We start from the raw sequence: 23,943 nt of genomic DNA on the forward strand, positions 1-23,943 counted from the left end.
ACCTCTCAAAAGAGCGGAAAACTCTTTGGAGGAAGTGGTATTTTTAATAATTTATAATTCCTATAGATTTTATAGGTTATAAGTCTAAAAAATTCTGGAACCTTACGCTCCAGAACTTCATTTTATGCTATAAAGCCAACGCCAGCTGTAGCGTTAGACTGTGCATCTATCAATATAAAAGAACCATTGGTTCTATGGTCTTTGAAGGCATCGTAAAAGATAGGCTTGTTCAATTTAAAGCTCACTTTTGCAATATCATTCATCCCCAAACTTGTTGCCGCTTCATCTATACCCGTATAGTCTGGTTTAATTTTATGATGAATAGCATCTACTTTAGCCAACACCTTATTAACCCCATGCTGTACCACGTATTTTTTACCTGGAGTAAGTTGGTCAGAATCCATCCAAGATACCGTTGCGGTAAATTGCTTTTCTATCTGCGGCAAATCGTCCGCCTTAACCAACATATCTCCCCTACTCACATTAATCTCATCTTCTAGCGTAATGGTAACCGAAGACCTTCTTGATGCCGTTTGGAATTTTTTATCGTGAAAATAAATTTCTTTGATTTTAGAACGCGTTTGTGATGGTAAGGCTACCACCTCATCCCCCACACTTAATTCGCCACCGTACACTTTCCCAGCAAAACCACGAAAATCATGATAATCGTCTGTTTTAGGGCGAATTACATATTGCACCGGAAAACGAGGTGTACCTGTGTTATAGATATCTTTTAAATCTAACTCCTCTAAATGCTGCAACAAGGTTTGCCCATGGTACCAAGGCATTGCGTCAGATTTGTTAACTACATTATCACCTTTTAAAGCACTTACTGGAATAAACGTGATGTTCTGATCTTGATAATCGCGCTTCGCCATTAACTCCTCAAAATCAGCTTTGATTGCGTTAAAAGTGTCCTCTGCATAATCTACCAAATCCATTTTGTTGATAGCAACAATCACATCTTTAATGCGAAGCATATTATTGATGAAAAAGTGTCTATACGTTTGCTCAATAACCCCCTTACGTGCATCGATTAAAATAATCGCCGCTTGCGAAGTAGAAGCACCTGTAACCATGTTACGGGTATATTCTACATGCCCTGGAGTATCTGCTATAATGTAACTCTTGGTTGGTGTAGAAAAATAAATGTGAGCAACATCTATTGTGATACCTTGTTCACGTTCTGCCACCAAGCCGTCTGTTGCCAGGGAAAAATCCAAATAGTCATAACCACGTTGCTTACTGGTTTTTTCTATGGCCTCTAATTTATCTGTAGTTAAGGATTTGGTATCGTAAAGTAAACGCCCAATCAAGGTACTCTTACCATCGTCTACACTCCCTGCTGTTGCTAATTTTAAAACTTTCAATTTCGTTTATCGTTGTTAGTTCATAGTTGTTGGTGGTATTCGTAAAAATGTAGCAACGAACAACCAACGGCCATCAACTAGATTAAAAATATCCTTGTTGTTTACGTTTTTCCATGGCAGCCTCAGAACGCTTATCATCTATACGTGCTCCACGCTCAGAGATAGACGATTCGCGAATTTCTGCCACTACTTTTGCTATGGTATCCGCATTGGATTCTACCGCTGCAGTACAAGACATATCCCCTACTGTTCTAAAGCGTACGGTACGTTCTTCTACCACCTCATCTTCTGCTCTAAAAACAACATCGTCTTCTGCCGACCATATTAAGCCGTCTCTCAAAAAGATTTTACGTTGGTGTGCAAAATAGATAGAAGGTATCTCAATTTGTTCTCTTTCTATATAGCTCCACACATCTAGCTCTGTCCAGTTACTTATTGGAAAAACGCGTACGTTTTGCCCCAATTCTATCTGGCCATTCAACATATCAAACAATTCTGGACGTTGGTTTTTCTCATCCCACTGCCCAAAATCATCACGTACAGAAAAAATACGCTCTTTAGCACGCGCCTTTTCTTCGTCTCTACGAGCACCACCTATACACGCATCAAACTTAAACTCTTCAATAGCGTCTAATAAAGTTGTTGTCTGCAGCATGTTTCTACTAGCATACTTACCCGTTTCTTCCTTTACCTTTCCTTGGTCTATGGAATCTTGTACGTTACGCACTATCAATTCCAAGCCCAATTCTTCTACCAACCTATCTCTAAATTCAATAGTTTCTGGAAAGTTATGCCCCGTATCTATGTGCATTAACGGGAACGGAATTTTTGCTGGCCAAAACGCTTTTTGTGCCAAGCGCACTAAGGTTATGGAGTCTTTACCTCCTGAGAATAACAACACGGGCTTCTCAAATTGTGCCGCCACTTCTCTGATAATATAGATAGCTTCGTTTTCCAGTGCATTAGCCACATCTCCTGTTGCGCCCAATACTTGTGAATCCGTTGCCAAAATTTCTTTAGTTACTGTGTCCAAGGTCATATTTTTATATAGCCAACGCAGTTGGCGTTCTTTCTATTTATTAGGTATGCAATCCACACTCACGGTTTTCTAAAACCTTTGTAGGATCAAAATACTTATGTTCGTTAGGTAAGTTGTTTTCTTGCAGATATGCATCTAGTTGCGCATCACCCCAGTAAAAAAATGGACTCACTTTTAACACCCCGTTTTTACTTAAACTTAAAATATCTAAAGAATCTCTTAGTGCTGTTTGTCCCTTTCTTAAGTTAGTAAACCACACATCTGGTTTGTGCTCTTCCATTGCTCTACGAAAAGGCTCAAGTTTTACCTGTTCTGTAAATTCTTTGTGTAAAGGATCATCAATTTGCGGAATACCCATAATAGCATCTCTATGTGCAGCAGTTTGTTTAGGCACATAAAGTTTTACATTTAAACCCAACTTTGAAATAAGTTCCTCGGCATGTTTATAGGTTTGCGGAGTATTATACCCCGTATCACACCATATTACGGGAATATCTGGATTAACATCTGCCACGGCATGTAAGATTGCCACTTCATAAGGGCGAAAGTTTGTCGTAATAACAGGCTTAGCACCATGTTGAATAGCCCAAGCAATGATTTCTTGCGGCGGAATACCTTTTAATTGAGCATTCCATTTTGGTAATTGATCTTCAGACATAATACGAATTTATTTTCCCCAATTAATGCTATTCCAGAGACGCTCATGAAAAAAGTAAAGTACCATTTTGGTGACCAACTCTACCAAACCAATGGAAAAGGCCATTGTTAACGTCCCGGTTACAATCCAAGAGATAATAATAGTATCTAGTGTACCAATTACTCTCCAACTAATAGATTTAGCGATACTGCGTTTAGGGGATTCAGAAGTCTTATCTTGATTGTAGGTTGACTTCTCTTTTTTATTATCTAATACTAATTGTTCTGTAATCATTTTTATTATCCTATCAATTTAGTAGGGAATGCAAACATATATTTTTTAAAGCAGTAATTATCTAAAAAAGTGATAAAATATTTATTTATCCTATCGTTTTAATAGATTATTAAAAAAACAATTGAAAAATCGAAGATTTTTCAATGTATCAACATGTATTATTTTGAAATTAAGTCAGCTAGTGTAGTATTTCTATAAACTTCAAGGTTCGCATCACGAACTTTAAGCATCAAATCATGAACAGAACAACTTGCCTCATCTGGGCAATCATCGCACTTTTCATAAAAATTTAAGCTAACACAAGGAACCATTGCAATAGGACCTTCTAAAACACGCATTACTGCGGCCATACCAATTTCGTGCGGTTCTTTAATTAGGTAGTAGCCACCACCTTTGCCTTTTTTGGAACCCAAAAAACCATTTCTTCTAAGCGTAAGAAGAATACTTTCTAAAAATTTCTGAGAGATGTTTTCACTTTCTGCTACCTCCGCAATTTGAACTGGCGATTTATTATCTTTTGTAGCTAAATAGGTTAGCGCCTTAAGTCCATATTTAGTTTTCTTAGAAAGCATGAGGTAAAGATACACAAATCAAAATTTTGTTAATTTTTATTTTTTGAATTTGGTATAAGTGAAAATAGTATGCTTCAACAATCCTAAAATTACCCCTAAATCACTGAATAAAAGTATTTTATATTACATTCTAAATAACTGTTAACAAAGTGTTATAGCTATAATTTTAACCTATTCTAAATGATTTAATTTATAACTTCAATCACAAACTTTTTCAAAAATGGCAACATTCAATCTAAAAATTAACGGAGAAACAAAAAAAGTTGATGTAGACGGTTCTACACCAATGCTTTGGGTACTAAGAGACCATCTACAAATGGTAGGCACTAAATATGGTTGCGGTATTGCCCAATGTGGTGCGTGTACGGTACATTTAAATGATAACGCCGTACGTTCATGTCAATTACCCGTCTCTGCTGTAGGGGAACAAGAAATTACAACCATTGAAGGACTTTCAGAAAATGGAGACCATCCTGTACAACAAGCATGGTTAGAAGTTGATGTACCGCAGTGTGGGTATTGCCAAGCAGGACAAATAATGACTGCCTCTGCCCTACTGAAAAAAAATCCAACACCAACTGATGACGAAATTGCAACTGCAATGAATGGTAACATTTGTAGATGTGGTACGTACACTCGTATTAGAAAAGCTGTGAAAATGGCAGCAGACAACTCGTAAGTCACTTTAAAATTTACAAAAATGACACTTGTAAAAACACAACTGGGCCGTAGAGCCTTTATTAAAAACACTGGTTTAGCTGGTGGAGGGCTGGTACTAGGATTTAGTTTTTTTAATTCTTGCAAACCTAAAGTTGCCGAGGCTGTTGCTATGGAATTAGAAATGCCAAAAGAATGGTATGAGATTAATGGTTATTTAAAGATTGGAGACAATGGTGTAGTTACTATAATGTCTCCAAATCCTGAAATTGGTCAGAATGTGCGTACATCTATGCCGATGATTGTTGCTGATGAATTGGAAATAGATTGGAATAATGTTGTTGTTGAACAAGCTCCTTTAAATACTAATTTATATAGCTGGCAGGTAGCTGGCGGTAGCCGCTCTATCTCTAGTTCTTGGCAAAATTTACGAATGGCTGGTGCTACAGCACGCCAAATGTTAAAACAAGCTGCAGCAAATACTTGGCAAGTTCCTGTAAATGAAATCACAGCCGTTGCAGGATTTTTAAAGCATGAAGCAAGTGGCAAATCAGCAGGTTATGGAGAAATGGCTTCTGTTGCTGCTGAATTAGAGGTGCCCGAAGAAATTGAGTTAAAAGAACATTCGCAATTTTCTATAATTGGAACTACTAAAAAGAATGTTGACGGTAAAAAAATTGTAACCGGTGAACCTTTATTCGGAATAGATGTACAACGAGAAGGTATGCTAATTGCTGGTTTAGTGCATCCGCCAGCTTTCGGAAAAAAATTAAAATCATTTGATGCTGAAACAGCTAAAAGCATGCCTGGTATTAAAGATGTTTTTTCATTGAAGTTATATGATGAGGACTTTGATAAAATGGCATTTCATTTTACTGCTTTTAACGAGGTAATTGTTGTAGTAGGTGATTCTACTTGGCAAGTGATGCAAGCTAAAAAAGCAATTAAGGCAGAATGGGAAAATGCACCAGACATTTCAGACACCATGACACTTTTTGGTAACACAATGAAAGTGAATTTCCCATCTGGAATGGAAGATTCTGAAAAACACACCAGCAAATTAAAAGACCTTATCAACAGAAATGCTAAAGTTGCTCGTAAAGATGGTAATCCGGAAGCAGCATTTAAAAATGCAGCAAAAATTATCGAAAGCGAATACAGTTGTCCGTTCTTAGCGCACAACACCATGGAGCCTATGAATTTCTTCGCCAATGTAACTGAAAATCATGCAGAATTATTAGGTCCGACCCAAACTCCAGAATGGATGGAACCCGCGGTTGCTGAACGTTTGGGTCTTCCTCTAGATAATGTTGATATACAAATGACCCGCCAAGGTGGAGGTTTTGGTAGAAGGTTATATGGGCATTTTATGGTTGAAGTTGCTGCTATATCTCAGCGAATGAAAGCTCCTGTAAAATTGGTTTACAGTCGTGAGGACGACATGACTCAAGGTATATATCGCCCAGCATATTACGCTAAATACAGAGCAGCACTTGATGAAAACAACAACCTAATAGGTTTTCATGTTAGAGCTGGCGGAATTCCTGAAAGTCCTTTATTTGCTAATCGTTTTCCGGCAGGGGCAATTGATAACTACCTAGCGGAAGATTTTACCCTTGATTCGAACATTACCACTGGTGCTTTTAGAGCCCCACGTTCTAATTTTATAGCAGGGGCCGAACAATCCTTTTTAGATGAAATTGCAGAAGCCATGGGTAAAGACCCTATAGCGTTTCGCATAGAATTACTTAAAAAAGCAGAAACCAATCCTGTTGGAGAACCAGAATCTAATGACTATGATGCTGCTCGTTATGCTGGTGTATTAGAGCTTGTAAAAGAAAAAGCAAACTGGGGTCAGCAAGAAGCTGGCGTGCACAGAGGAGTTTCAGCTTATTTCTGCCACCAAAGTTATGTTGCACAGGTATTAGATGTAGTTATGGAAAACAATAAGCCTGTAGTACAAAAGGTTACCGCTGCTATTGATTGCGGAATTGTAGTTAACCCTGGTTCTGCTGCAAACCTATCTGAAGGAGGTGCTGTTGATGGCATCGGCCATGCCATGTATAGCGGCTTAACCTTTAAAGATGGAGCTCCAGAACAATCAAATTTTGACCGCTACCGATTAATTAGACATACCGAAGCTCCAAAAGAAATTGAAACCCATTTTGTTCAAAATAATATAGACCCTACAGGTATGGGTGAACCGCCATTTCCACCTATAATGGGTGCATTGGCTAATGCTTTGTATAAAGCAACAGGAAGAAGACATTATCATCAACCTTTTATTACAGATAGACCACCATTAGTAGGATAGTTAAAGAATTTTAGAAAGCGAAATCATGAGCATTGTTAAAACCAAAGTAGGAAGAAGAGCATTTATTAGAAATACCAGTTTAGCTAGTGGCGGCTTAGTTATAGGCTTTAGTTGGCTAAATTCTTGCAAGCCAAAAGAAGCCGCTAAAATTGTAGCTATGGAAATGCCAAAGGAGTGGTTTCAAATTAATGGATTTTTAAAAATTGGCGACAATGGCGTTGTAACCATTATGTCTCCCAATCCTGAAATTGGTCAGAACGTAAAAACGGCAATGCCAATGATTGTTGCTGAAGAGTTAGATACGGCATGGAAAAATGTTTTGGTGGAACAGGCACCGCTTAATACTGATATTTTCACTAGACAATTAGCTGGTGGTAGTCAAAGTATTCGTCAAGGTTGGGAAGGTCTTAGAATGGCTGGAGCAACTGCGAGAACAATGCTAAAACAAGCCGCTGCTGATGCCTGGCAGGTTGCTATTAATGAGATTCAAACATCAGAAGGTGTGGTTAGTCATACAGCAAGTGGTAAAAGTGCCACATATGGCGAACTTGCTTCGGCGGCAGCTAAATTAGAAGTACCAGAAGAAGTATCATTAAAAGAAACAAGTGACTTTACTATAATTGGTACCGACAAAAAAAATGTTGACGGACATCAAATTGTAACAGGTCAATCGCTGTTTGGTTTAGATATTCAAAAAGAGGGCATGTTAATAGCTATGGTGACGCAGCCTCCTGCTTTTGGAATGAAGTTTAAAGCAATAGACAGTAGTAAAGCAGAAAGCATGCCGGGTATCAAAGCTATTTTCCCAATAACAGTCTATCCAGAAGGAATTAAAAAGCAATGGTCAGACGGCGGTGCAGTTCCAGAAATGGTAGCTATAGTTGGTGAGTCTACTTGGCAATGTATGCAAGCTAAAAAAGCTTTAGATATTACTTGGGAACAGGCAGAAAAAGCCGAGGATACAGCTTATCATAATAGAGAATTAGATAACCTATTAAATACTAAGCCAGCCTCACCAGCAAGAGCAGATGGTAATGTAGAAGCTGCATTTAAGAATGCCGCTAAAATTGTAGAAAGTACCTATAGCGCACCTTTCTTAGCACACAATACTATGGAGCCTATGAACTTTTATGCGCATGTAACTCCTGAAAAAGCTGAATTACTAGGCCCTATTCAAACACCAGAGTACTTGGAATTAACTTTGGCGGAGGTTTTAGAAATGCCATTAGAGAAAATTGATATAATGATGACCCGTATGGGTGGTGGTTTTGGCAGAAGACTATACGGGTCTTTTGGCGTAGAAGCGGCAATGATTTCAAAGAAAATGAACGCTCCCATAAAATTGGTTTACACACGTGAAGACGACATGGCTCAAGGAACCTATAGACCATCCTATAAAATTCGTTATAAAGCAGGATTAGACGAAGAAGGTAATCTTATCGCTTGGCATGTTAGAGGTGCCGGAACAAATGATGATTTAGTATTCGAAAATCGTTTTCCAGCGGGGGCCGTAGACAACTATTTAGCGGAAAAACTTAGTTTATCTACTAATGTAACTACAGGAGCATGGAGAGCACCTCGTTCCAACTTTATTGCTGGTGCTGAACAAGCGTTTATAGATGAAGTAGCAGAAGCAGCAGGTAAAGACCCCATAGCATTTAGACTTGAATTGTTTGATAGAGCCATTTCTAAGCCTGTTGGCGATACAGAAAAAAACGATTACGACCCAGAACGTTATGCAGGTGTACTTAAATTGGTAAAAGAAAAATCTAATTGGCAAATTGGAGATAACAGAGGGGTGGCAGCATATTATTGTCACAATTCTTATGTAGCTCAAGTTTTAGATGTTACCATGAATGGTGATACGCCAAAAGTGGGTACTGTGCATTGCGCTGTTGATTGCGGTATTGTAATAAATCCTTTAAGTGCAAAAAATCAAATCGAAGGTGGAATAATTGATGGTATTGGCCATGCTACCTTTAGTGAACTAACGTTTAAGGAAGGAGAACCACAGCAACATAACTTTGACCGTTATCGTTTAATGCGCAATACAGAAGCTCCAGAAAAAATAGAAACTTATTTTGTTGATAATGGAATTGCACCAACTGGTTTAGGTGAGCCCTCATTACCACCTGTACAAGGAGCATTAGCAAATGCCCTGTATAAAGCTACAGGAAGAAGATATTATCAACAACCTTTCATCACAGATAAGCCACCGTTAGTTGGTTAATGTCTTAAATGAGCGAGATGTAAATTTTATCATTTATATTGAAAGAAATATAACTAAATGAAAACCAAACTATTTCTTTCAATTAGTTGCCTTACGCTTGTATTCCAGATTTGCTGGGGACAACAAAATAAAGTTATTAGCCTTTTCCCCGAAGGTACCGTTTTACATAGCAATGTAAACTATAACAATGATACACATGCTAAGCATCTATTAGATATTTATCTACCTCCTAATTCTTCGAAAAAAGTTCCTGTAGTAATTTTTGTTCATGGTGGCGGTTGGGTTGTAAACGATAAATATGCTGACATGGGCTATATGCGAAGAACTGTTCGAGATATAGTTTCTAAAGGTTATGCTTTAGTTTCCATAGATTATCGATTTGCTACTCAGGCCATTTTTCCTGCACAGATTCAAGATTGTAACAGGGCTATTTCATTTTTAGTTGATAATGCTGAAACGTATGGATTAGACACCTCTCTAATGGCAGTTATGGGTTTTTCCGCAGGTGGGCATTTAGCAGCAATGATGGGCTTATCTAAAAATGAAGACATTCAAGATTTTTTTATGCCCGAAACTACTAGAGATTTTAGCTTTAAAGCAATTGTAAACTTTTATGGTCCCGCTGAATTGGTATTGTTTCCTAACGCTGAAAATCCAGAGTCACCAGAAGCACTCTTACTAGGCGCAACTCCAGTTTCTAGACCAGATTTAGCAGAAAAAGCTAGTCCTATTAATTATATTGATAAAGATGACCCGCCTACGCTGCTAATACATGGCGAAAAAGATGATATGGTAGATCCTAGACACTCAAAACTCATGAGCGGATGGTTGTCTGCTAATGGAGTAAAAAACGAGTTAATAATTGTAAAAGACGCACCTCATTTTGGAAAAATGTTTGATGTAAATGAAGTTCGGTATAGAGTAATTGATTTCTTGTCGGAATATTTGAATTAATTCCGCTAAAAGCCGATTGAAATTTTGACATTCAAATAACAATTTTTTTGACATAAAAAAGGAGCAAAAATTTGCTCCCTTTTTAGTTAAATTAACATGAACTATAAATCAACAACAACATTCTTTAAAAAGTAGTATCTAAAAATTCATAACGAGCATCGCTTTGAGCATTTTTAGAGGAACTTTCAGTATCTAAAATCATCACTGGTGGTGTTTTATCATTTGCTTCTGCGTTAGGCCATTGAGGTAAATTTTCTCCATTTGGATTACCCATTTTTATAAAGTTTGCAAAAAAATCTTGCATAGTTTTTGAGACTCTAAAATCATCCGCTGTCCAAGCATAATCTTCAACTAGATGTAAATTACCCATGGCGTATTCAATTTCTACAGCATGTGGTGCTCCTAAAGGCTTTGGCGCTGGTGGTGCATCAGAACCTCTTTCAACAGTTCCTCCTGCCAAACCTGAGGTTAAATTTGCATCTCTTAAGGGTGGTCTAATTTTACTGTATAAATAGCGATATACTGGTTCATTACTATTTTTTCTATGCAAATCGAACCACTTCCAAGTACTGTAAACGATAAAACGGTCAGAGGCTAAATTAGTTGCGGCCCATTGTAACTCTTCATCTGTGTTGTGTGGATATAACGCTAACACCTCTTTGTACTTTTTAGGATACACTTCTTTTACTTTAGCAATAAAGCCTTCTTTGGTAATAGGAGCTTGCGTGAATGCCATACCAGGAATCTCCGCTGAATTCCAACCCACCAACAACGGTACTTGAGCTTGTTCACCAGAATTAAAAATTTCCGGTAGCGACTTTGGAAGCAAATAGCCATCTATAACCATCGGAAAACCAAATCTTCCGGCAGCATTATAGATTTCGTAAATATCTCTGGTTGACATTTTTCGTAACTGGTCGATGCTTATTATTCCAGCCTTAGTGAGAAATTCTTTTCCTTGTTTTTCCGCATCTTCTAGGGTAACCGGAGCCATTGTTGGATTGATTGAAGCACCGCTCTCCCCAATTGCACCGGCAATCAAATTTTTACTTAACGGTGACGCCATTTGAACACTTACTCCAATTGAACCTGCTGATTCTCCCGCAATAGTAACTTTACTAGGGTCACCGCCAAAAGCTTTTATGTTGTTCTGCACCCATTGCAAGGCCATATTTTGATCTAGCTGACCATAATTACCCGAAGCCTTATAGGGTGATTCGGCGCTTAATTCTGGATGTGCTAGATTTCCAAAAATATTTAGTCTGTAATTTGTGGTAACCACTACTATCCCTTTTTTGGCCATACTTTCACCATCATAACGGTATTCAGAAGCGTCACCAGCTACGTTACCTCCACCATAAAAATACACCAGTACTGGTAAATTTTTATTTTCTCTGGTTGTAGGTGTCCAAACATTTAAATACAAACAATCTTCACTCACCCCGTTAGAACGCGATTTCATATCACCAAAGACCATTGTTTGCATCGGTCTAGGACCAAATTTTTTAGTTTGCTTTACCCCTTGCCACACATCCATTGGCTGAGGTGCCTTCCAACGTAAATCTTTAATTGGTGGTTTTGCAAAAGGAATTCCGAAATAGGTTTGAATACCTGTGTGTGTATTATAATTACCTTCAATAATTCCCTTATCGGTGGTAACTTGAACAGGAAATGCATTATTACCTTGAGCGTACATTTCAAAAGAAATTAGTACTAGTAACAGTACAAGTTTTATTATGTTTTTCATGTGTCATTCAGTTTTATTGTTTCATATTGTTACAATAATAAAATATTTTTAGGACTTTTACACTTACTTAAGGGATTACTTATACATGAAAGAAAATAAAAATCAATTACTTTCTCCAGCAGAATACATTCCCCATCTAGCTTTTGATTCTGTAATATTTGGTTTTAATGGAAGAGAACTAAAAATCTTGGTTCTTGAATATCACAATACTGGACTCTTTGCCTTACCTGGTGGATTTGTAAAACACAATGAAACTTTGGATACCGCCGTTAAAAAAGGGTTGGAAGTAAGAACAGGAATTAAAGATGTTTACCTAGAACAGTTCCATACCTTTGGTGGCTTGTCTAGATTTCAGCCAGAAATCATGAAAACAATTCTAGAAGCAAACCACATTTCTTCTGTTGAAAATGAATGGATGCTTAAGCGATTTATCTCTGTAGCATACTACGCGTTAATCAACTTTACCGATGTTAAACCTACCCCCGATGCTTTGGCAGATTCTATTGATTGGTATGCAATAGACTCACTACCAAAATTAATGTTAGACCATCAAGACATCGTAAATAAAGCGTTAGAAACTTTACGTGAAAATTTGGACAGAAAATTAATCGGCATGAATTTGCTACCTAACAAGTTTACAATGAAGGATTTGCAATTAGTGTATGAGGCAATTTTGGGAACTAAATTAGAACGTACGGCCTTTCAACGTAAAATGTTAAACAAAGATATTTTAGTGCGTCATGAAAAGCTGTTCAGTGGTGGCGCACACAAAGCACCATATCTCTATAGCTTTAAAAGTTAAATCAATTTTCGGATATTTTTTTAATCTCTTTGGCGGGTACCCCAGCTACGATTGTATTTTTTGGAACATCTTTGGTAACGACGGCACCCGCAGCTACAATTGAGTTTTCACCAACCGTTACCCCAGGTAAGATGGTGGAACCAGCACCTAGCCACACATTTTTTTTGATATGAATAGCACTTAAATCCAATGATTTTCTGTCTGAAGGATTTACTGGATGATTTTCTGTGATTAAACTAACCTTCGGTCCTATGAGGACGTCATCTTCGATTCTAATACCCCCTAAATCCAAAAAGGTACAGCCATGATTTATAAAAACATTCTTTCCAAGAGAGATATGTTGTCCAAAATTGGTATGAAAAGGAACAAAAACCCGGGTAGAAACGTCGACCTTTGAATTGAGTAACTCCGATAATCGCTTTCTAATTTCGTCCACACTTTGCGCAGTGTTTAATCCCGCTGATAGTTTTATAGCTCTATTTACAAATTTCCACACCTTTGGCCATTGCGGATGGTCTTTAGGAATTAGACCACCTTTTAGCATCAAGTCAAAAATAGCTATATCTAGTTTGTTCATATGTTAACCTAATGCCTGTTTAATATCAGAAATAATATCATCTACATGTTCCAAACCAACAGAAACTCTAACTGTACCCTCCGTAATTCCCGCTTCTAACCGTTGCTCAGGTGTTAATTTACTGTGTGTAGTTGACGCTGGATGTGTTACAATACTACGAGAGTCCCCCAGGTTTGCTGAAAGTGACAACAATTTTATAGCATCAAAGAATTTACGACCCGCTTCTAATCCACCATTAACTTCAAAGGCAACAACACAGCCACCAGCTTTCATTTGTTTTATAGCCACTTTATATTTTGGATGCGATTTTAAAAAAGGATACTTTACCCAATTCACCTTCTTGTGTTGTTCTAAAAACTCTGCGAGCTTTAGTGCATTGTCACAATGCCTATCAACTCTTACCGCTAAGGTTTCCAAACTTTTAGAAAGCACCCAAGCATTGAAAGGTGATAAGGCTGGGCCGGTTATTCTTGAGAATCTGTATATTTTATCAACCAATTCAGCGCCACCCACAGTTATTCCCCCTAAAACTCTGCCCTGACCATCAATTAATTTTGTTGCCGAATGAATCACCAAATCTGCACCAAATTTCATAGGTTGTTGTAGATAAGGCGAGGCAAAACAGTTATCAATAATCAAAATCAGATTATGTTTTTTTGCAATGGTACCCAATAGCTCTAAATCAATAATATCAACTCCTGGGTTTGTTGGAGATTCGGCATAAAGGATTTTTGTTTTTGGCGTAATAAGACGTTCTATGGAATCTAGTTCATTTACTCCAAAATAACTGGTTTCAATATTCCATTTAGGTAAAAAAGAATTGAATAAATTTAATGTTGAACCAAAAATGCTTTTTGAAGCTACAATGTGGTCACCACTTTCTAGAAGCGCAGCAAAAGTTGAAAAAACCGCTGCCATACCAGACGCAAAAGCAAAACCAGCTTCCGCACCTTCCATTTTACAAATTTTAGCTACAAACTCATTAGTATTTGGATTGCTGTAACGCGAATAAATATTTCGTTCTTTTTCTTCTGCGAAAGATGCTCTCATATCTTCAGCATCATCAAACACAAAACTTGAAGTCACATACATGGGTACAGAATGCTCTAAAAACTGAGAACGCTCTAATTGGTCTCTAATCGCATCTGTTTCAAACTTATTTTTACTCATTTTCTTTTTACTTATAGTGAATGAGCCAAAAAAGGCGCTTCAACTATTTAATTCTTAATGCTAACCTACAATTTCTCGGCAATACGCAAAATATCACCAAACACTCCACGGGCAGTAACTGCTGCACCAGCTCCAGCTCCTTGAATAACTAATGGATTATCACCGTAAGATTCAGTATAAATTTCTATAATAGAATCAGAACCTTTTACTTGCCCTAATGCACTGCTTTTTGGCACAGAAACTAATTCAACCTTTAGTTTTCCTTTTTCTTGTTGCAAATCGCCATGCAAATCGCCAATGTAGCGTAATACATGATTTGGTTGTTGCGCCGTCTTAGCTCGTTTAAAAGCATCGTCTAATTCATTAACCCTATTTAAAAATTCATCTTTTGATATCGCTTCTAATTCTTTAGGTATAAGATTTTCAATTTCAATGTCTGAAAACTCGTTACTTAAATCTAATTCTCGAGCCAGAATTAATAGTTTTCTGCCCACATCGTTACCCGACAAATCTTCTCTAGGGTCAGGTTCTGTATAGCCTTTTTCTTTAGCTTCTAAAACCACTTTTGAAAATGATATATCATCTTCAGAAAATGTATTAAAAATATAGCTTAATGAACCCGAGAAAACACCTTTAATTCTTGTAATATTTTCACCTGAAAGATGAAGTAATTTTATGGTGTCAATTAATGGGAGACCTGCCCCCACGTTAGTTTCGTACAAATATTGCTTTTGATTTTTTCGAAGTGATTTTCGGATAGCACCATAAAAATCAAAATCTAACGTATTGGCAATCTTGTTTGATGACACCAAATCAAAACCTGCCTCAATTAAATTAGGATACTGCTTTACAAATTCAGCATTTGCTGTATTATCAATAGCTATTAAATTTTCTAAATGATGTTGTTCTGCAAATGATATAATATCATTAAGTTGATACGGTTTACCACTTGCTTCAATTTGATTTCGCCAATCAGCAGAAATACCATTTTTGGCCAAAAGCACTTTACGTGAATTGGCAACTGCAAAAACATTCAGCAATACATCTTTTCTTTTTTCAATTTCTGCTTTTGATTCTAAAATTTGGTCGACCAAAGTACCGCCAACTAAGCCATGACCAAAGACTACTAAGTTCACTTTTTTGGCTATACCAAATAATTGGCCATGAACTACATTAAGAGCTTTATGTAAATCTGACCTTTTGAGTACCAAACTCACATTTTTACCCGAAACCGTATTGTTAAAAAGTAAAGGGACAATTTTATTCTTAATCAACGAATTATACGGTTTATGAAAAGAGCTTAAGTCTTCTCCTACAATTGAAATTACCGCAACATCTTTTTCAATTTTAATATTGTTTACGTCTTTGGTTGAGTAATCAGAACTAAATTCTTCTTCAAGTGCTTTTTTAGCCTCTTCAGCCTTATTAGCGTCTACCACTAATCCAATACCACGCTCAGAGGAGCCTTGTGATATAATACCTACACTAATATTGCGCTTACCTAAACTACCAAATATCCTAGCGTCTACACCTACTTTACCTAACAATCCTCTTCCTTCTAAATTTATGAGGGATTGCTGTTCAATTACCGAAATAGATTTAATACCGCCATTGCTAGATTTTGCACTTATAAGTGTACCCTCAGAACTAGGGTTAAACGTATTTAAAATTCTGAGTGGAATATTCTTTTCTATAAGCGGAATTATAGTTTTTGCGTGTAAAATTGTTGCCCCAAAATTGGCTAGCTCATTAGCTTCACTAAAAGTTAAAGATTGTAGTATCTGTGCATCTGGCACCAAATCTGGATTTGCGGTATATATACCATCTACATGGGTGTAATTTAACAATTCATCAGCATCTAAAAAGTTAGCTAGCAAAGCTGCAGAGTAATTACTACCATTTCTACCTAAAGTGGTAGTTTCTCCGTTATCATCAGAAGCAATAAACCCTGTAAAAATAGGCACTTCTCCTAGTTTTAATTCAGAAAATTTATTGATGATTTTTAATTTTGAAACAGGCTCATTTACCTTAGCAAAACCAAAATCACTATTGGTTTTTAAAAGTGTTCTTGCATCTATAAAAACAGCCTTGATACCTCTTTGCTGTAAAGCTTGTGTAACCCATTTACCAGAAAGCAATTCTCCAAGAGCTAAAACCTCATCTGCTATTTTAGCACTAAAATCACCTAGTAAAGCTACTCCGGCAAGCTTCTGTTTTAAGAGTTCAACTTCTTCTGAAATATCAAAATCAGAAACAGCACCTTTTTGGTATGCTATAAACTCCTCTAATTTTTCTTGGTAAGCTTTACCTTGAGATGCGCGTTTAAGAAGACCTTCTAATTGAGCTGTAGATTTACCCCTAGCAGAAAGCACACAGGCAATTTTTTCTTTCGCCTTTGCTTTTTCAACTATTATATTCAAAACACGCTCTACTCCTTCACCATTACCTAGTGATTTTCCACCAAACTTTAAGACTTTCCAGTTATGCTGCTCACCTTCTTTAGGAAATACATCTTTTAATAGATTTTGAAGTTGTTCAAACTCCATTAAAAATGCATCATGGCCATGTAAAGATTGTACTTCACCATAGGTAACATTGCTATTAGCTTGGGCTATTCTGCGAAAAGTTTCTTTATTTTCTTCTGCAGTAAAAAACAAATCAGAATTCACCCCAATAATGTGAATTTTCATTGCGCTTTGCTGCAACTTTTCAAAACCCGCTTCGCCTTTACGGGTTACATCAATAGACCGTAACAACTGGTTCATTAATTTATAAGCTGATAATTGAAAGCGTTCTTGTAATTTTTTACCGTGATGCGTTAACCAACTCTCTACATTAAAAACCTGTAACTCTTCATTTGTGCTACGTTTAAAACGCTCTTTAAAAGATTCAGGCGTTCGGTAACATAACATCGCATGCATACGAGCATCATGAACAGGCTCTTTAGAATTGTTAAGTATTTGTTCTTGAATTTGGCAATTCGCAATTAACCAATCAGTAGATTTCCAATCAGACGCTACAGGTATGAGATGTTCTGAAATTTCGGGATTTTCTACTGCCATCTCCCAAGCTATACCGCCACCGAGTGATCCTCCAATTATGGCAAAAAGCTTTTGAATTTCTAAAGATTTCAATCCAAATAAAAACAGTTTTGCAATATCTAATGCTACAAACTCTTTATATGCTTCAATTACAAAACCATCATAACCATTACCGGGAATATTAAAACAAAGTACTGTATATTTCTCAGTATCGATGCATTTACCATCGCCGATTAAATCTGACCACCAACCATTTTCTCCGGCAACGCTAGAGTTGCCTGTTAAGGCATGATTTACCAATATTATTGGTGCCGTATGTAAAGGCTCACCAAATAGCTCATAAGAAAGTTGTATATCTTGTGAATGCCCAGATAATGTGGTAAAATTCTTTATTTCAAGTTTATGAATCATAGTTGCTTTTCTTCACCGTATTTAGCTACAAATGCTATCGCAGCGTTTGTTTTTCCTCAGCTTAATTAACTCCAGAATACTTAGGAATAATTAGTTAATAGCTGCGAAAGCTTGTTCTAAATCTGCCTTAAGGTCTTCGATATCTTCTAATCCTACAGACAAACGAATTAAATCTTGTGTTACCCCTGCACTTTCTTGCTGCTCTTCACTCAATTGTTGATGAGTTGTACTTGCCGGATGAATAATTAATGATTTGGTATCTCCAATATTGGCCAACAACGAGAAAATCTTGGTAGCATCTGTTAATTGTTTAGCTGCTTTAAAACCGCCCTTAGCACCAAAAGTTACAATTCCGCTTTGCCCTTTTGGTAAATATTCTTCAGCTAAGATATTATACTTACTACTTTTTAATCCCGGATAATTTACCCAAGCAACCTCATCTCTACCTTCTAACCATTGCGCCAATGCTAAAGCATTTTTACTATGTTGTTTAATACGAACAGGTAACGTCTCTAAACCTTGTAAAATTTGAAAAGCGTTAAACGGACTCAATGCACCACCAAAATCTCGCAATCCTTCCAAAATTAATTTAAACGTAAATGCCGCAGCACCTAAAGCCTCATGATACACCAACCCATGATAACCCGCAGAAGGTTCTGTAAATTCAGGAAATTTACCATTAGACCAATCAAAAGTACCTGCATCAATAATGGCACCTCCTAAGGAGTTACCCTGACCACCAATATATTTTGTTAAGGAGTGAATCACCAAATTGGCACCGTGTTCAATAGGGTTTAATAATCCTGGCGTGGCTACAGTGTTGTCTACAATAAAAGGGACTTCAGCCGCTTTAGCTTCTTTAGAAATACCCTTTAAATCTAACACATCTAGTTTTGGATTACCCAAAGATTCTACAAAAAAGGCTCGTGTATTTTCTTGTACCGCCTTACCAAAATTTGCAGGGTCTTCTGCATCAACAAAAGTTGTAGTAATACCCAAGCGTGGTAAGGTTACATTCAATAAATTGTATGTGCCGCCATATAAACTGCTTGATGCTACAATATGGTCACCTGCCTTTAAAAGGGTTAACAATCCGGTTGAAATTGCTGCAGTACCAGAAGCAAAAACAACAGCCCCTACACCGCCTTCTATGGCAGCTAAACGCTCTTGTAAAATTTCATTGGTGGGATTGTTAAGTCGCGTGTAAATAAATCCTAATTCAGCCAAAGAGAATAAGTTAGCTGCGTGGTCAGTGTTATTAAACACATAGGATGTGGATTGATAAATGGGTACCGCTCGAGTTCCACCAGTTTGAGTGGTGTCATGCCCAGCGTGTAGTGCATTAGTAGAAAATTTTTGATTGCTCATGTTTTTAATTTTTTGTTTTCGGTTCTTTACATTATTTCGTCTAGGCTTTAAAAAATACCAAGACAGGTCAAAAAATTTAAACACAGGTTTAACCGTTTAAGGCATACCTTATCAAAAAAGTTATAAGAAAGTGTTCTATCGATGTAATTCGATGATTATTATCTTTTCCTGAAAATGCAGGATAGAATGTAGCACCTTCATGACACTAGGGGTCAAGGGTTGCTAAGGCTTCAACGGGTCTATTCCCTCCACCTTTCTTGATAACTATTCAATACGTGTTTGAACTTTGATGGACAAATATAAAGGCAGAAAAATGGAATTTCCTAATGATTTTTAATTATTTCACAAAAAGCGAGTGATTGTTGATTCTGACAAAATTCAACAATTAGTAAGGTAGTACACTTTTATACGCTCACATATTTTATTGCATTTTAAAGTTTTTCTTAATATAATAGTAAAACTATTGGTTAAGCAAGTATTAGTTTTGTATTTTTAAAATTGAACAAATTGAAAAAGATAGCACATGGGATTTATGAGTAAAGTAAAATGGATTTTAGGAATTTTAATGATTTTTGTTTTAATCATTGCTACCAATTTAATTGACAGAAATAACTTTTTACGTGTTAAAGATGCGGTTGAAACCATATACGAAGACCGTGTTGTTGCTAACGATATTATATTTGAAATCAACAGTTTAGTTCACGATAAGGAATTGGCTTTGGTAAAACAAGATTCGCTCTATTTTATTGAAAAAAACGAAGTCAAAGTTAAAAAAATGTTGAGTTTACTATCGCGGTTTGAGAAAACAAGACTTACCAAAGAAGAAAAACTTCTTTTTGCCAATTTAAAGGAACATATAACACAAATGAACACCTATAAACAGCCTTTTGGCACCAATGAATCCGAAGCTTTACAGGCAAAAATTAATGAAGTTAAAGATGATTTACATGACCTTACTAAAATTCAATTAAGTGAAGGTGGCCGACAACTAAATATTAGTAAAAAAGCCATTAATAGCGTAGAACTTTTTACGCAATTAGAAATTTATATTTTAATAGGATTGGCTATTCTAATTCAGATTGTGGTTATTTACGACCCTAAGAAAACGGAATAAAAAAATTAGAGCGCAGCATCAAAATCACTTTTCATAGTGTTTACTGATGGTCTTAGAAAAGCAAAGTAAAGAATAACCAAGAGGCCAACAACTATAAATTCTGGCTTTAAAAATAATACTAAAAAGGCTGCGCCTTCTAAAATGGCCCAACGTACTATAGAAGCCGTTTGATACACGCCCATTTTTTCTTCTAATGGCGTTCTTTTATCAGCTTGTTTTAACTGTTGTTTAAATAAGATATTACCCATAAAAATAGCAGCCATGGGTACTACCAAAAACAATATAGAAGAGGAATCAACTTTAGGAAACGTAAAAAAATCTAACTTGTACAATTCTCCTAGAATGGTATACGCCAATATCATACCTATTAATAAAACTAGGTGTATAAGCTTAAGAATTTTCATTTTATCTTCCATATATGCGTATTGAAATTTTGTCATTATCCATTTCCCCGTCCTAAATAAGCTCTTATTGAAGCAATTTCTCCTGCAGTATTAAAAGTAATTACATCAACCACATAAAGCACTTCTGTTTTATTCACAGTAATTTTTAATTCTGCTAGAACCGTGTCTTCATTTTCATAAGTTTTTAAAACTTCGATTACAATAGAATCTGCGGCCTCAAAATTCTCTTGCGTTTCTCGTAAAGCTTCATTTTTACCTTCAACGTATATCTTCCAATCTCTAAGTATAATATCTTCTGCAAACATGCTTTTCATGGCATCCATGTCTTTTTCAGCATACTTTTCTAGATATTTAATACATCGTTCTTTGTTAGATACATTCATTTTTTTGGTGGAACTCCTATTGTTATAATTTTATTCACTTAATGATTTGCTAGTAAAAAAGTCTATCGCTTTTTTGTATTTTAAACCACCTTCTTTGGTTTGTTCGTATAAAAATCCTTCTAGTTCTGGGTGGTTTTCGTTTGTCCAATTCACCAATTCATCTCTATTTTTAACAAAAGTAGAGTCATTAAAAACCTCATAACCGGTTGTTTCTACGGCAACAATTTTTTTATTCTTAATATGTATGATATTTGTGGTGATAATTGGCTCTTTATGAAGAAAAGAAATGCGAGAATCTATTTTAGAAACCTTTACCTCAACCCCATTTGCTAAGGTATCTAGCGCTATTATTTTATAGGTTGGATTAAAAACTGAATCCCACTGCATCCATTGCAGATATTCACTTTTGGTAAAGGTTTGCTTATAGTTAAATTCAGTTTCTTTGGTAACCAAACTATCAGTTAGCATGGTTGAAAGTTTAGGTATGTCAGAATTATCTAAGGCATCATAATACGCCTTTGCCAAGGCTATATTTGATGCATGCTTATCTATAGGATTACAGGAGTAAAAAAATACAATTCCGAGAAAAACTAGAAAACAGCGTTTGAGCATTTATTAATGATTTAGGTGACTAATTTAACCCGAATTTCATCATCAACTATTTTAGGTTAGTACTCGTAATCTGTTGTTATCCAGAATTTCTTTGGCTTGTTTACATTTTCCCTATAGCTGTTACTTTAAAATATTACCTCAACACCGAAAATTCAATATTAGAATCTGTAAACACCGTATGGGTTTGGCTTTTAAAGTCTTCTTCGTTAGCCTTAAAGATATTTTCCACATAGGTTTGTGGGTTTAAATCTATCAACGGGAACCAAGTACTTTGCACTTGAATTTGCAATTTGTGCCCTTTTTTAAAGGTGTGATACACATCTTGCAACTTAATGTTTACGTCTGTTTTTTTGTTAGGTGTAAACGGTTCAGGCGCTGAAAAACTATTTCTAAAGCGGCCACGCATAACTTCACTACGTACCATAAGGTGGTAATTACTCATTTTTAAGTGGTCTTGCATTTCTTCATTGGTTTCAACATCATCTGGGTGTACATCTATCACCTTAACAATCCAGTCTGCTGCAGTACCTGTTGTGGCAACTTTAAGATTTGCCAAAATTGGCCCTGCAAGGGTTAAATCTTCAGGCAACTCATCAGTTTCAAAAACCAAAACATCTGAACGCCTAGCAGCAAAACGTTGGTCATCTGTCATATACTTTCTTGGTGTAAAAACCGATTTAATATCCTCAGAATAGGGAACTGGCTTATTAACATCACTCACAAACGAAATTCCCTCAGCACCAGTTTGGTTTGTTGTCAACTCTTGATTTTCTGACAAATACATGGTTTGGGTTACCGCTTCTTTTGGGGGCCATGAGCTACGCTCACTCCACTGTTTTTTACCAGAGTCGAACACATAGGCTTCTGGTAATCCGGTTTTACCATCACCAGCTCCTTTTAAGAAGTGATTAAAAAATTTGGTTTCAATCTTATCTTGGTAAAAAACAGAGATAGAATCACCAAAATAGTAGTTACCTACTAGGTTTCTTTCGCTTCGGCGTGCCCAACGACCATGATCCCACGGACCAAATACCATAGTATTGTAGGCACCTTGGTTATGTTTTTCAATGTTCTTATAGGTTTCTAACGGACCGTATAAATCTTCGGCATCAAACCAACCCCCAACAATCATAGTAGCTACGTGAGACTTTGTTTTATCTAAGTGCTGAATAAGTCCGCGTGGTTGCCACAACTCATCGTAGTTAGGGTGCTCTTTTAGCTCATTCCAAAAGAAATCATCTGTCATACCATCTGGTGAAATAGACGCTTGGTCTTTTAGTCCGTATTCAAAAAAATAATCTAAATTTTTTAGTGGCCCTTTTTCTAAGAAAAATTCGTACTGGTCTTCTGTACCAATATCTGGTAAGGAATACCAAGCAGTATCAACTGGCTGGTCACCATTTGGCCTTGGCGTTCCAAACAATGAAGTAGCTCTAAAGTAACTCAACAAGTAGGCCCCGTTATGATGAAAATCATCAAAGAAAAAATCACCAATACAAGCTTGTGGAGACGATGCTTTAAGAGCAGGATGTGGGTCAATAGTACCATATGTAGCATACATGCCCGGGTAAGAAATACCCCAGAGGCCTACCCGACCATTGTTGTTCTCTACATTGTTCACCAACCAATCAATGGTATCGTAAGTATCTGAACTTTCATCTACTTGGTCATTAGAAGTTTTATTAGGAATGTAAGCCCGCATATTTTCGTAGTGCCCTTCACTCATCCAACGGCCGCGAACATCTTGGTATACTACAATGTAGCCCTCTTTCATCATATTTACGTTTGGGGCAATGCGTGTTCTAAATTTACCTTCACCATACGGTTGCGAGCTATACGGCGTACGCTGCATTAGTATAGGATATTCTTGTGAAGTATCTTTAGGTGAATAAATTGTGGTGTGGAGCTTTACACCATCTCGCATAGTAATAGCAACCTCTTTTTTGGTATAGTTTTCGGCAACGTAGTTATCTTCAACAGTTTCCGTAGCGGTTTCTGTTGTTTTCTTACACGATTGTAGGCTAAAAACAGTTAAGAGGAGGATAAACGATATACGAAATAGTAGCTTCATAAATATAGAATTAGTTTGTTCTAAAGCTACAAAAGAAATCCCCTAAACGAAATTAATTTATACTGTTATTTAGGGTATTCCTCCTAAGAAAAACTATCCTAATAGTTAAGAAATTAGATGTTGGTAGGTTGTTATAGTCGACAAAACCGAACTACTTACACACCTTGGAACTTTAA

General features: G+C 36.6%; 20 protein-coding genes and 1 riboswitch. Of the genes, 6 read left to right on the plus strand and 14 right to left on the minus strand.

The window, feature by feature from the left end:
- Window positions 1-122 precede the first annotated feature (122 nt).
- From H5V42_RS10645 to H5V42_RS10665, 5 genes are all read right to left on the minus strand, one after another.
- On the minus strand, window positions 123-1,370 hold the full coding sequence (locus H5V42_RS10645; protein ID WP_185783154.1) for a sulfate adenylyltransferase subunit 1: 1,248 nt from the start codon (window positions 1,368-1,370) through the stop codon (window positions 123-125).
- 82 nt (window positions 1,371-1,452) lie between these two features.
- On the minus strand, window positions 1,453-2,409 hold the full coding sequence (gene cysD / locus H5V42_RS10650; RefSeq protein ID WP_229665689.1) for a sulfate adenylyltransferase subunit CysD: 957 nt from the start codon (window positions 2,407-2,409) through the stop codon (window positions 1,453-1,455).
- A 40-nt stretch (window positions 2,410-2,449) separates the two neighbouring features.
- Window positions 2,450-3,067, minus strand: coding sequence for a phosphoadenosine phosphosulfate reductase domain-containing protein (locus tag H5V42_RS10655; protein WP_185783155.1), 618 nt, complete (start codon window positions 3,065-3,067; stop codon window positions 2,450-2,452).
- 9 nt (window positions 3,068-3,076) lie between these two features.
- The gene (locus H5V42_RS10660; RefSeq protein ID WP_185783156.1) at window positions 3,077-3,340 is read right to left on the minus strand and encodes a DUF2061 domain-containing protein; all 264 of its coding nucleotides are present in this window, start codon (window positions 3,338-3,340) and stop codon (window positions 3,077-3,079) included.
- Between the two features lie 158 nt (window positions 3,341-3,498).
- Window positions 3,499-3,912, minus strand: a complete 414-nt coding sequence (locus tag H5V42_RS10665) for an RrF2 family transcriptional regulator (RefSeq protein WP_185783157.1) — start codon at window positions 3,910-3,912, stop codon at window positions 3,499-3,501.
- A gap of 220 nt (window positions 3,913-4,132) precedes the next feature.
- Between H5V42_RS10665 and H5V42_RS10670 the strand changes: the two genes are divergently transcribed.
- The 4 genes from H5V42_RS10670 to H5V42_RS10685 are packed head-to-tail and all read left to right on the plus strand — an operon-like array spanning window position 4,133 to window position 10,067.
- Window positions 4,133-4,591, plus strand: a complete 459-nt coding sequence (locus tag H5V42_RS10670) for a (2Fe-2S)-binding protein (protein WP_185783158.1) — start codon at window positions 4,133-4,135, stop codon at window positions 4,589-4,591.
- Between the two features lie 21 nt (window positions 4,592-4,612).
- Window positions 4,613-6,883, plus strand: a complete 2,271-nt coding sequence (locus tag H5V42_RS10675) for a xanthine dehydrogenase family protein molybdopterin-binding subunit (protein WP_185783159.1) — start codon at window positions 4,613-4,615, stop codon at window positions 6,881-6,883.
- 25 nt (window positions 6,884-6,908) lie between these two features.
- Window positions 6,909-9,113: a xanthine dehydrogenase family protein molybdopterin-binding subunit gene (locus H5V42_RS10680; protein ID WP_185783160.1), complete on the plus strand. Its 2,205-nt coding sequence runs from the start codon at window positions 6,909-6,911 to the stop codon at window positions 9,111-9,113.
- 57 nt (window positions 9,114-9,170) lie between these two features.
- Window positions 9,171-10,067: an alpha/beta hydrolase gene (locus tag H5V42_RS10685; RefSeq protein ID WP_185783161.1), complete on the plus strand. Its 897-nt coding sequence runs from the start codon at window positions 9,171-9,173 to the stop codon at window positions 10,065-10,067.
- Between the two features lie 124 nt (window positions 10,068-10,191).
- On the opposite strand, the gene H5V42_RS10690 is transcribed toward H5V42_RS10685, so the two are convergent.
- On the minus strand, window positions 10,192-11,814 hold the full coding sequence (locus H5V42_RS10690; protein ID WP_185783162.1) for a carboxylesterase/lipase family protein: 1,623 nt from the start codon (window positions 11,812-11,814) through the stop codon (window positions 10,192-10,194).
- Window positions 11,815-11,899: 85 nt separating this feature from the next.
- Between H5V42_RS10690 and H5V42_RS10695 the strand changes: the two genes are divergently transcribed.
- On the plus strand, window positions 11,900-12,616 hold the full coding sequence (locus H5V42_RS10695; RefSeq protein ID WP_185783163.1) for an NUDIX hydrolase: 717 nt from the start codon (window positions 11,900-11,902) through the stop codon (window positions 12,614-12,616).
- A gap of 1 nt (window position 12,617) precedes the next feature.
- Here the strand turns inward: H5V42_RS10695 and H5V42_RS10700 are convergent, their stop codons facing one another.
- The 4 genes from H5V42_RS10700 to H5V42_RS10715 all read right to left on the minus strand — a co-directional run bounded on the left by H5V42_RS10700 (window position 12,618) and on the right by H5V42_RS10715 (window position 19,183).
- Window positions 12,618-13,193 (minus strand): sugar O-acetyltransferase, encoded by a 576-nt coding sequence (locus tag H5V42_RS10700; RefSeq protein ID WP_185783164.1) that lies wholly within the window; start codon window positions 13,191-13,193, stop codon window positions 12,618-12,620.
- A gap of 3 nt (window positions 13,194-13,196) precedes the next feature.
- The gene (locus H5V42_RS10705) at window positions 13,197-14,363 is read right to left on the minus strand and encodes a trans-sulfuration enzyme family protein (protein ID WP_185783165.1); all 1,167 of its coding nucleotides are present in this window, start codon (window positions 14,361-14,363) and stop codon (window positions 13,197-13,199) included.
- Between the two features lie 65 nt (window positions 14,364-14,428).
- A complete protein-coding gene (gene thrA / locus H5V42_RS10710) occupies window positions 14,429-17,815 on the minus strand; it encodes a bifunctional aspartate kinase/homoserine dehydrogenase I (protein WP_185783166.1) in 3,387 nt (1,128 codons plus the stop codon).
- A 90-nt stretch (window positions 17,816-17,905) separates the two neighbouring features.
- Window positions 17,906-19,183 (minus strand): O-acetylhomoserine aminocarboxypropyltransferase/cysteine synthase family protein, encoded by a 1,278-nt coding sequence (locus H5V42_RS10715; protein ID WP_185783167.1) that lies wholly within the window; start codon window positions 19,181-19,183, stop codon window positions 17,906-17,908.
- Between the two features lie 155 nt (window positions 19,184-19,338).
- A riboswitch (SAM riboswitch) is annotated at window positions 19,339-19,450 on the minus strand.
- Between the two features lie 265 nt (window positions 19,451-19,715).
- Between H5V42_RS10715 and H5V42_RS10720 the strand changes: the two genes are divergently transcribed.
- A complete protein-coding gene (locus H5V42_RS10720; RefSeq protein ID WP_229665690.1) occupies window positions 19,716-20,297 on the plus strand; it encodes an MCP four helix bundle domain-containing protein in 582 nt (193 codons plus the stop codon).
- Between the two features lie 5 nt (window positions 20,298-20,302).
- Here the strand turns inward: H5V42_RS10720 and H5V42_RS10725 are convergent, their stop codons facing one another.
- The 4 genes from H5V42_RS10725 to H5V42_RS10740 all read right to left on the minus strand — a co-directional run bounded on the left by H5V42_RS10725 (window position 20,303) and on the right by H5V42_RS10740 (window position 23,767).
- Window positions 20,303-20,737, minus strand: coding sequence for an MFS transporter (locus H5V42_RS10725; RefSeq protein WP_229665691.1), 435 nt, complete (start codon window positions 20,735-20,737; stop codon window positions 20,303-20,305).
- Complete coding sequence (locus H5V42_RS10730) at window positions 20,737-21,084, minus strand: nuclear transport factor 2 family protein (protein WP_185783169.1); 348 nt, start codon at window positions 21,082-21,084, stop codon at window positions 20,737-20,739. Before H5V42_RS10730 ends, H5V42_RS10725 begins: the two co-directional genes overlap by 1 nt.
- A 30-nt stretch (window positions 21,085-21,114) precedes the next feature.
- Entirely contained in the window at window positions 21,115-21,696 is a 582-nt protein-coding gene (locus H5V42_RS10735) for a hypothetical protein (protein ID WP_185783170.1), read from the minus strand.
- A gap of 133 nt (window positions 21,697-21,829) precedes the next feature.
- A complete protein-coding gene (locus tag H5V42_RS10740) occupies window positions 21,830-23,767 on the minus strand; it encodes a CocE/NonD family hydrolase (RefSeq protein WP_185783171.1) in 1,938 nt (645 codons plus the stop codon).
- Window positions 23,768-23,943: the final 176 nt, after the last annotated feature.

Origin of the sequence: Croceivirga lutea (assembly GCF_014235875.1) — a bacterium.
Lineage (GTDB): Bacteria > Bacteroidota > Bacteroidia > Flavobacteriales > Flavobacteriaceae > Croceivirga > Croceivirga lutea.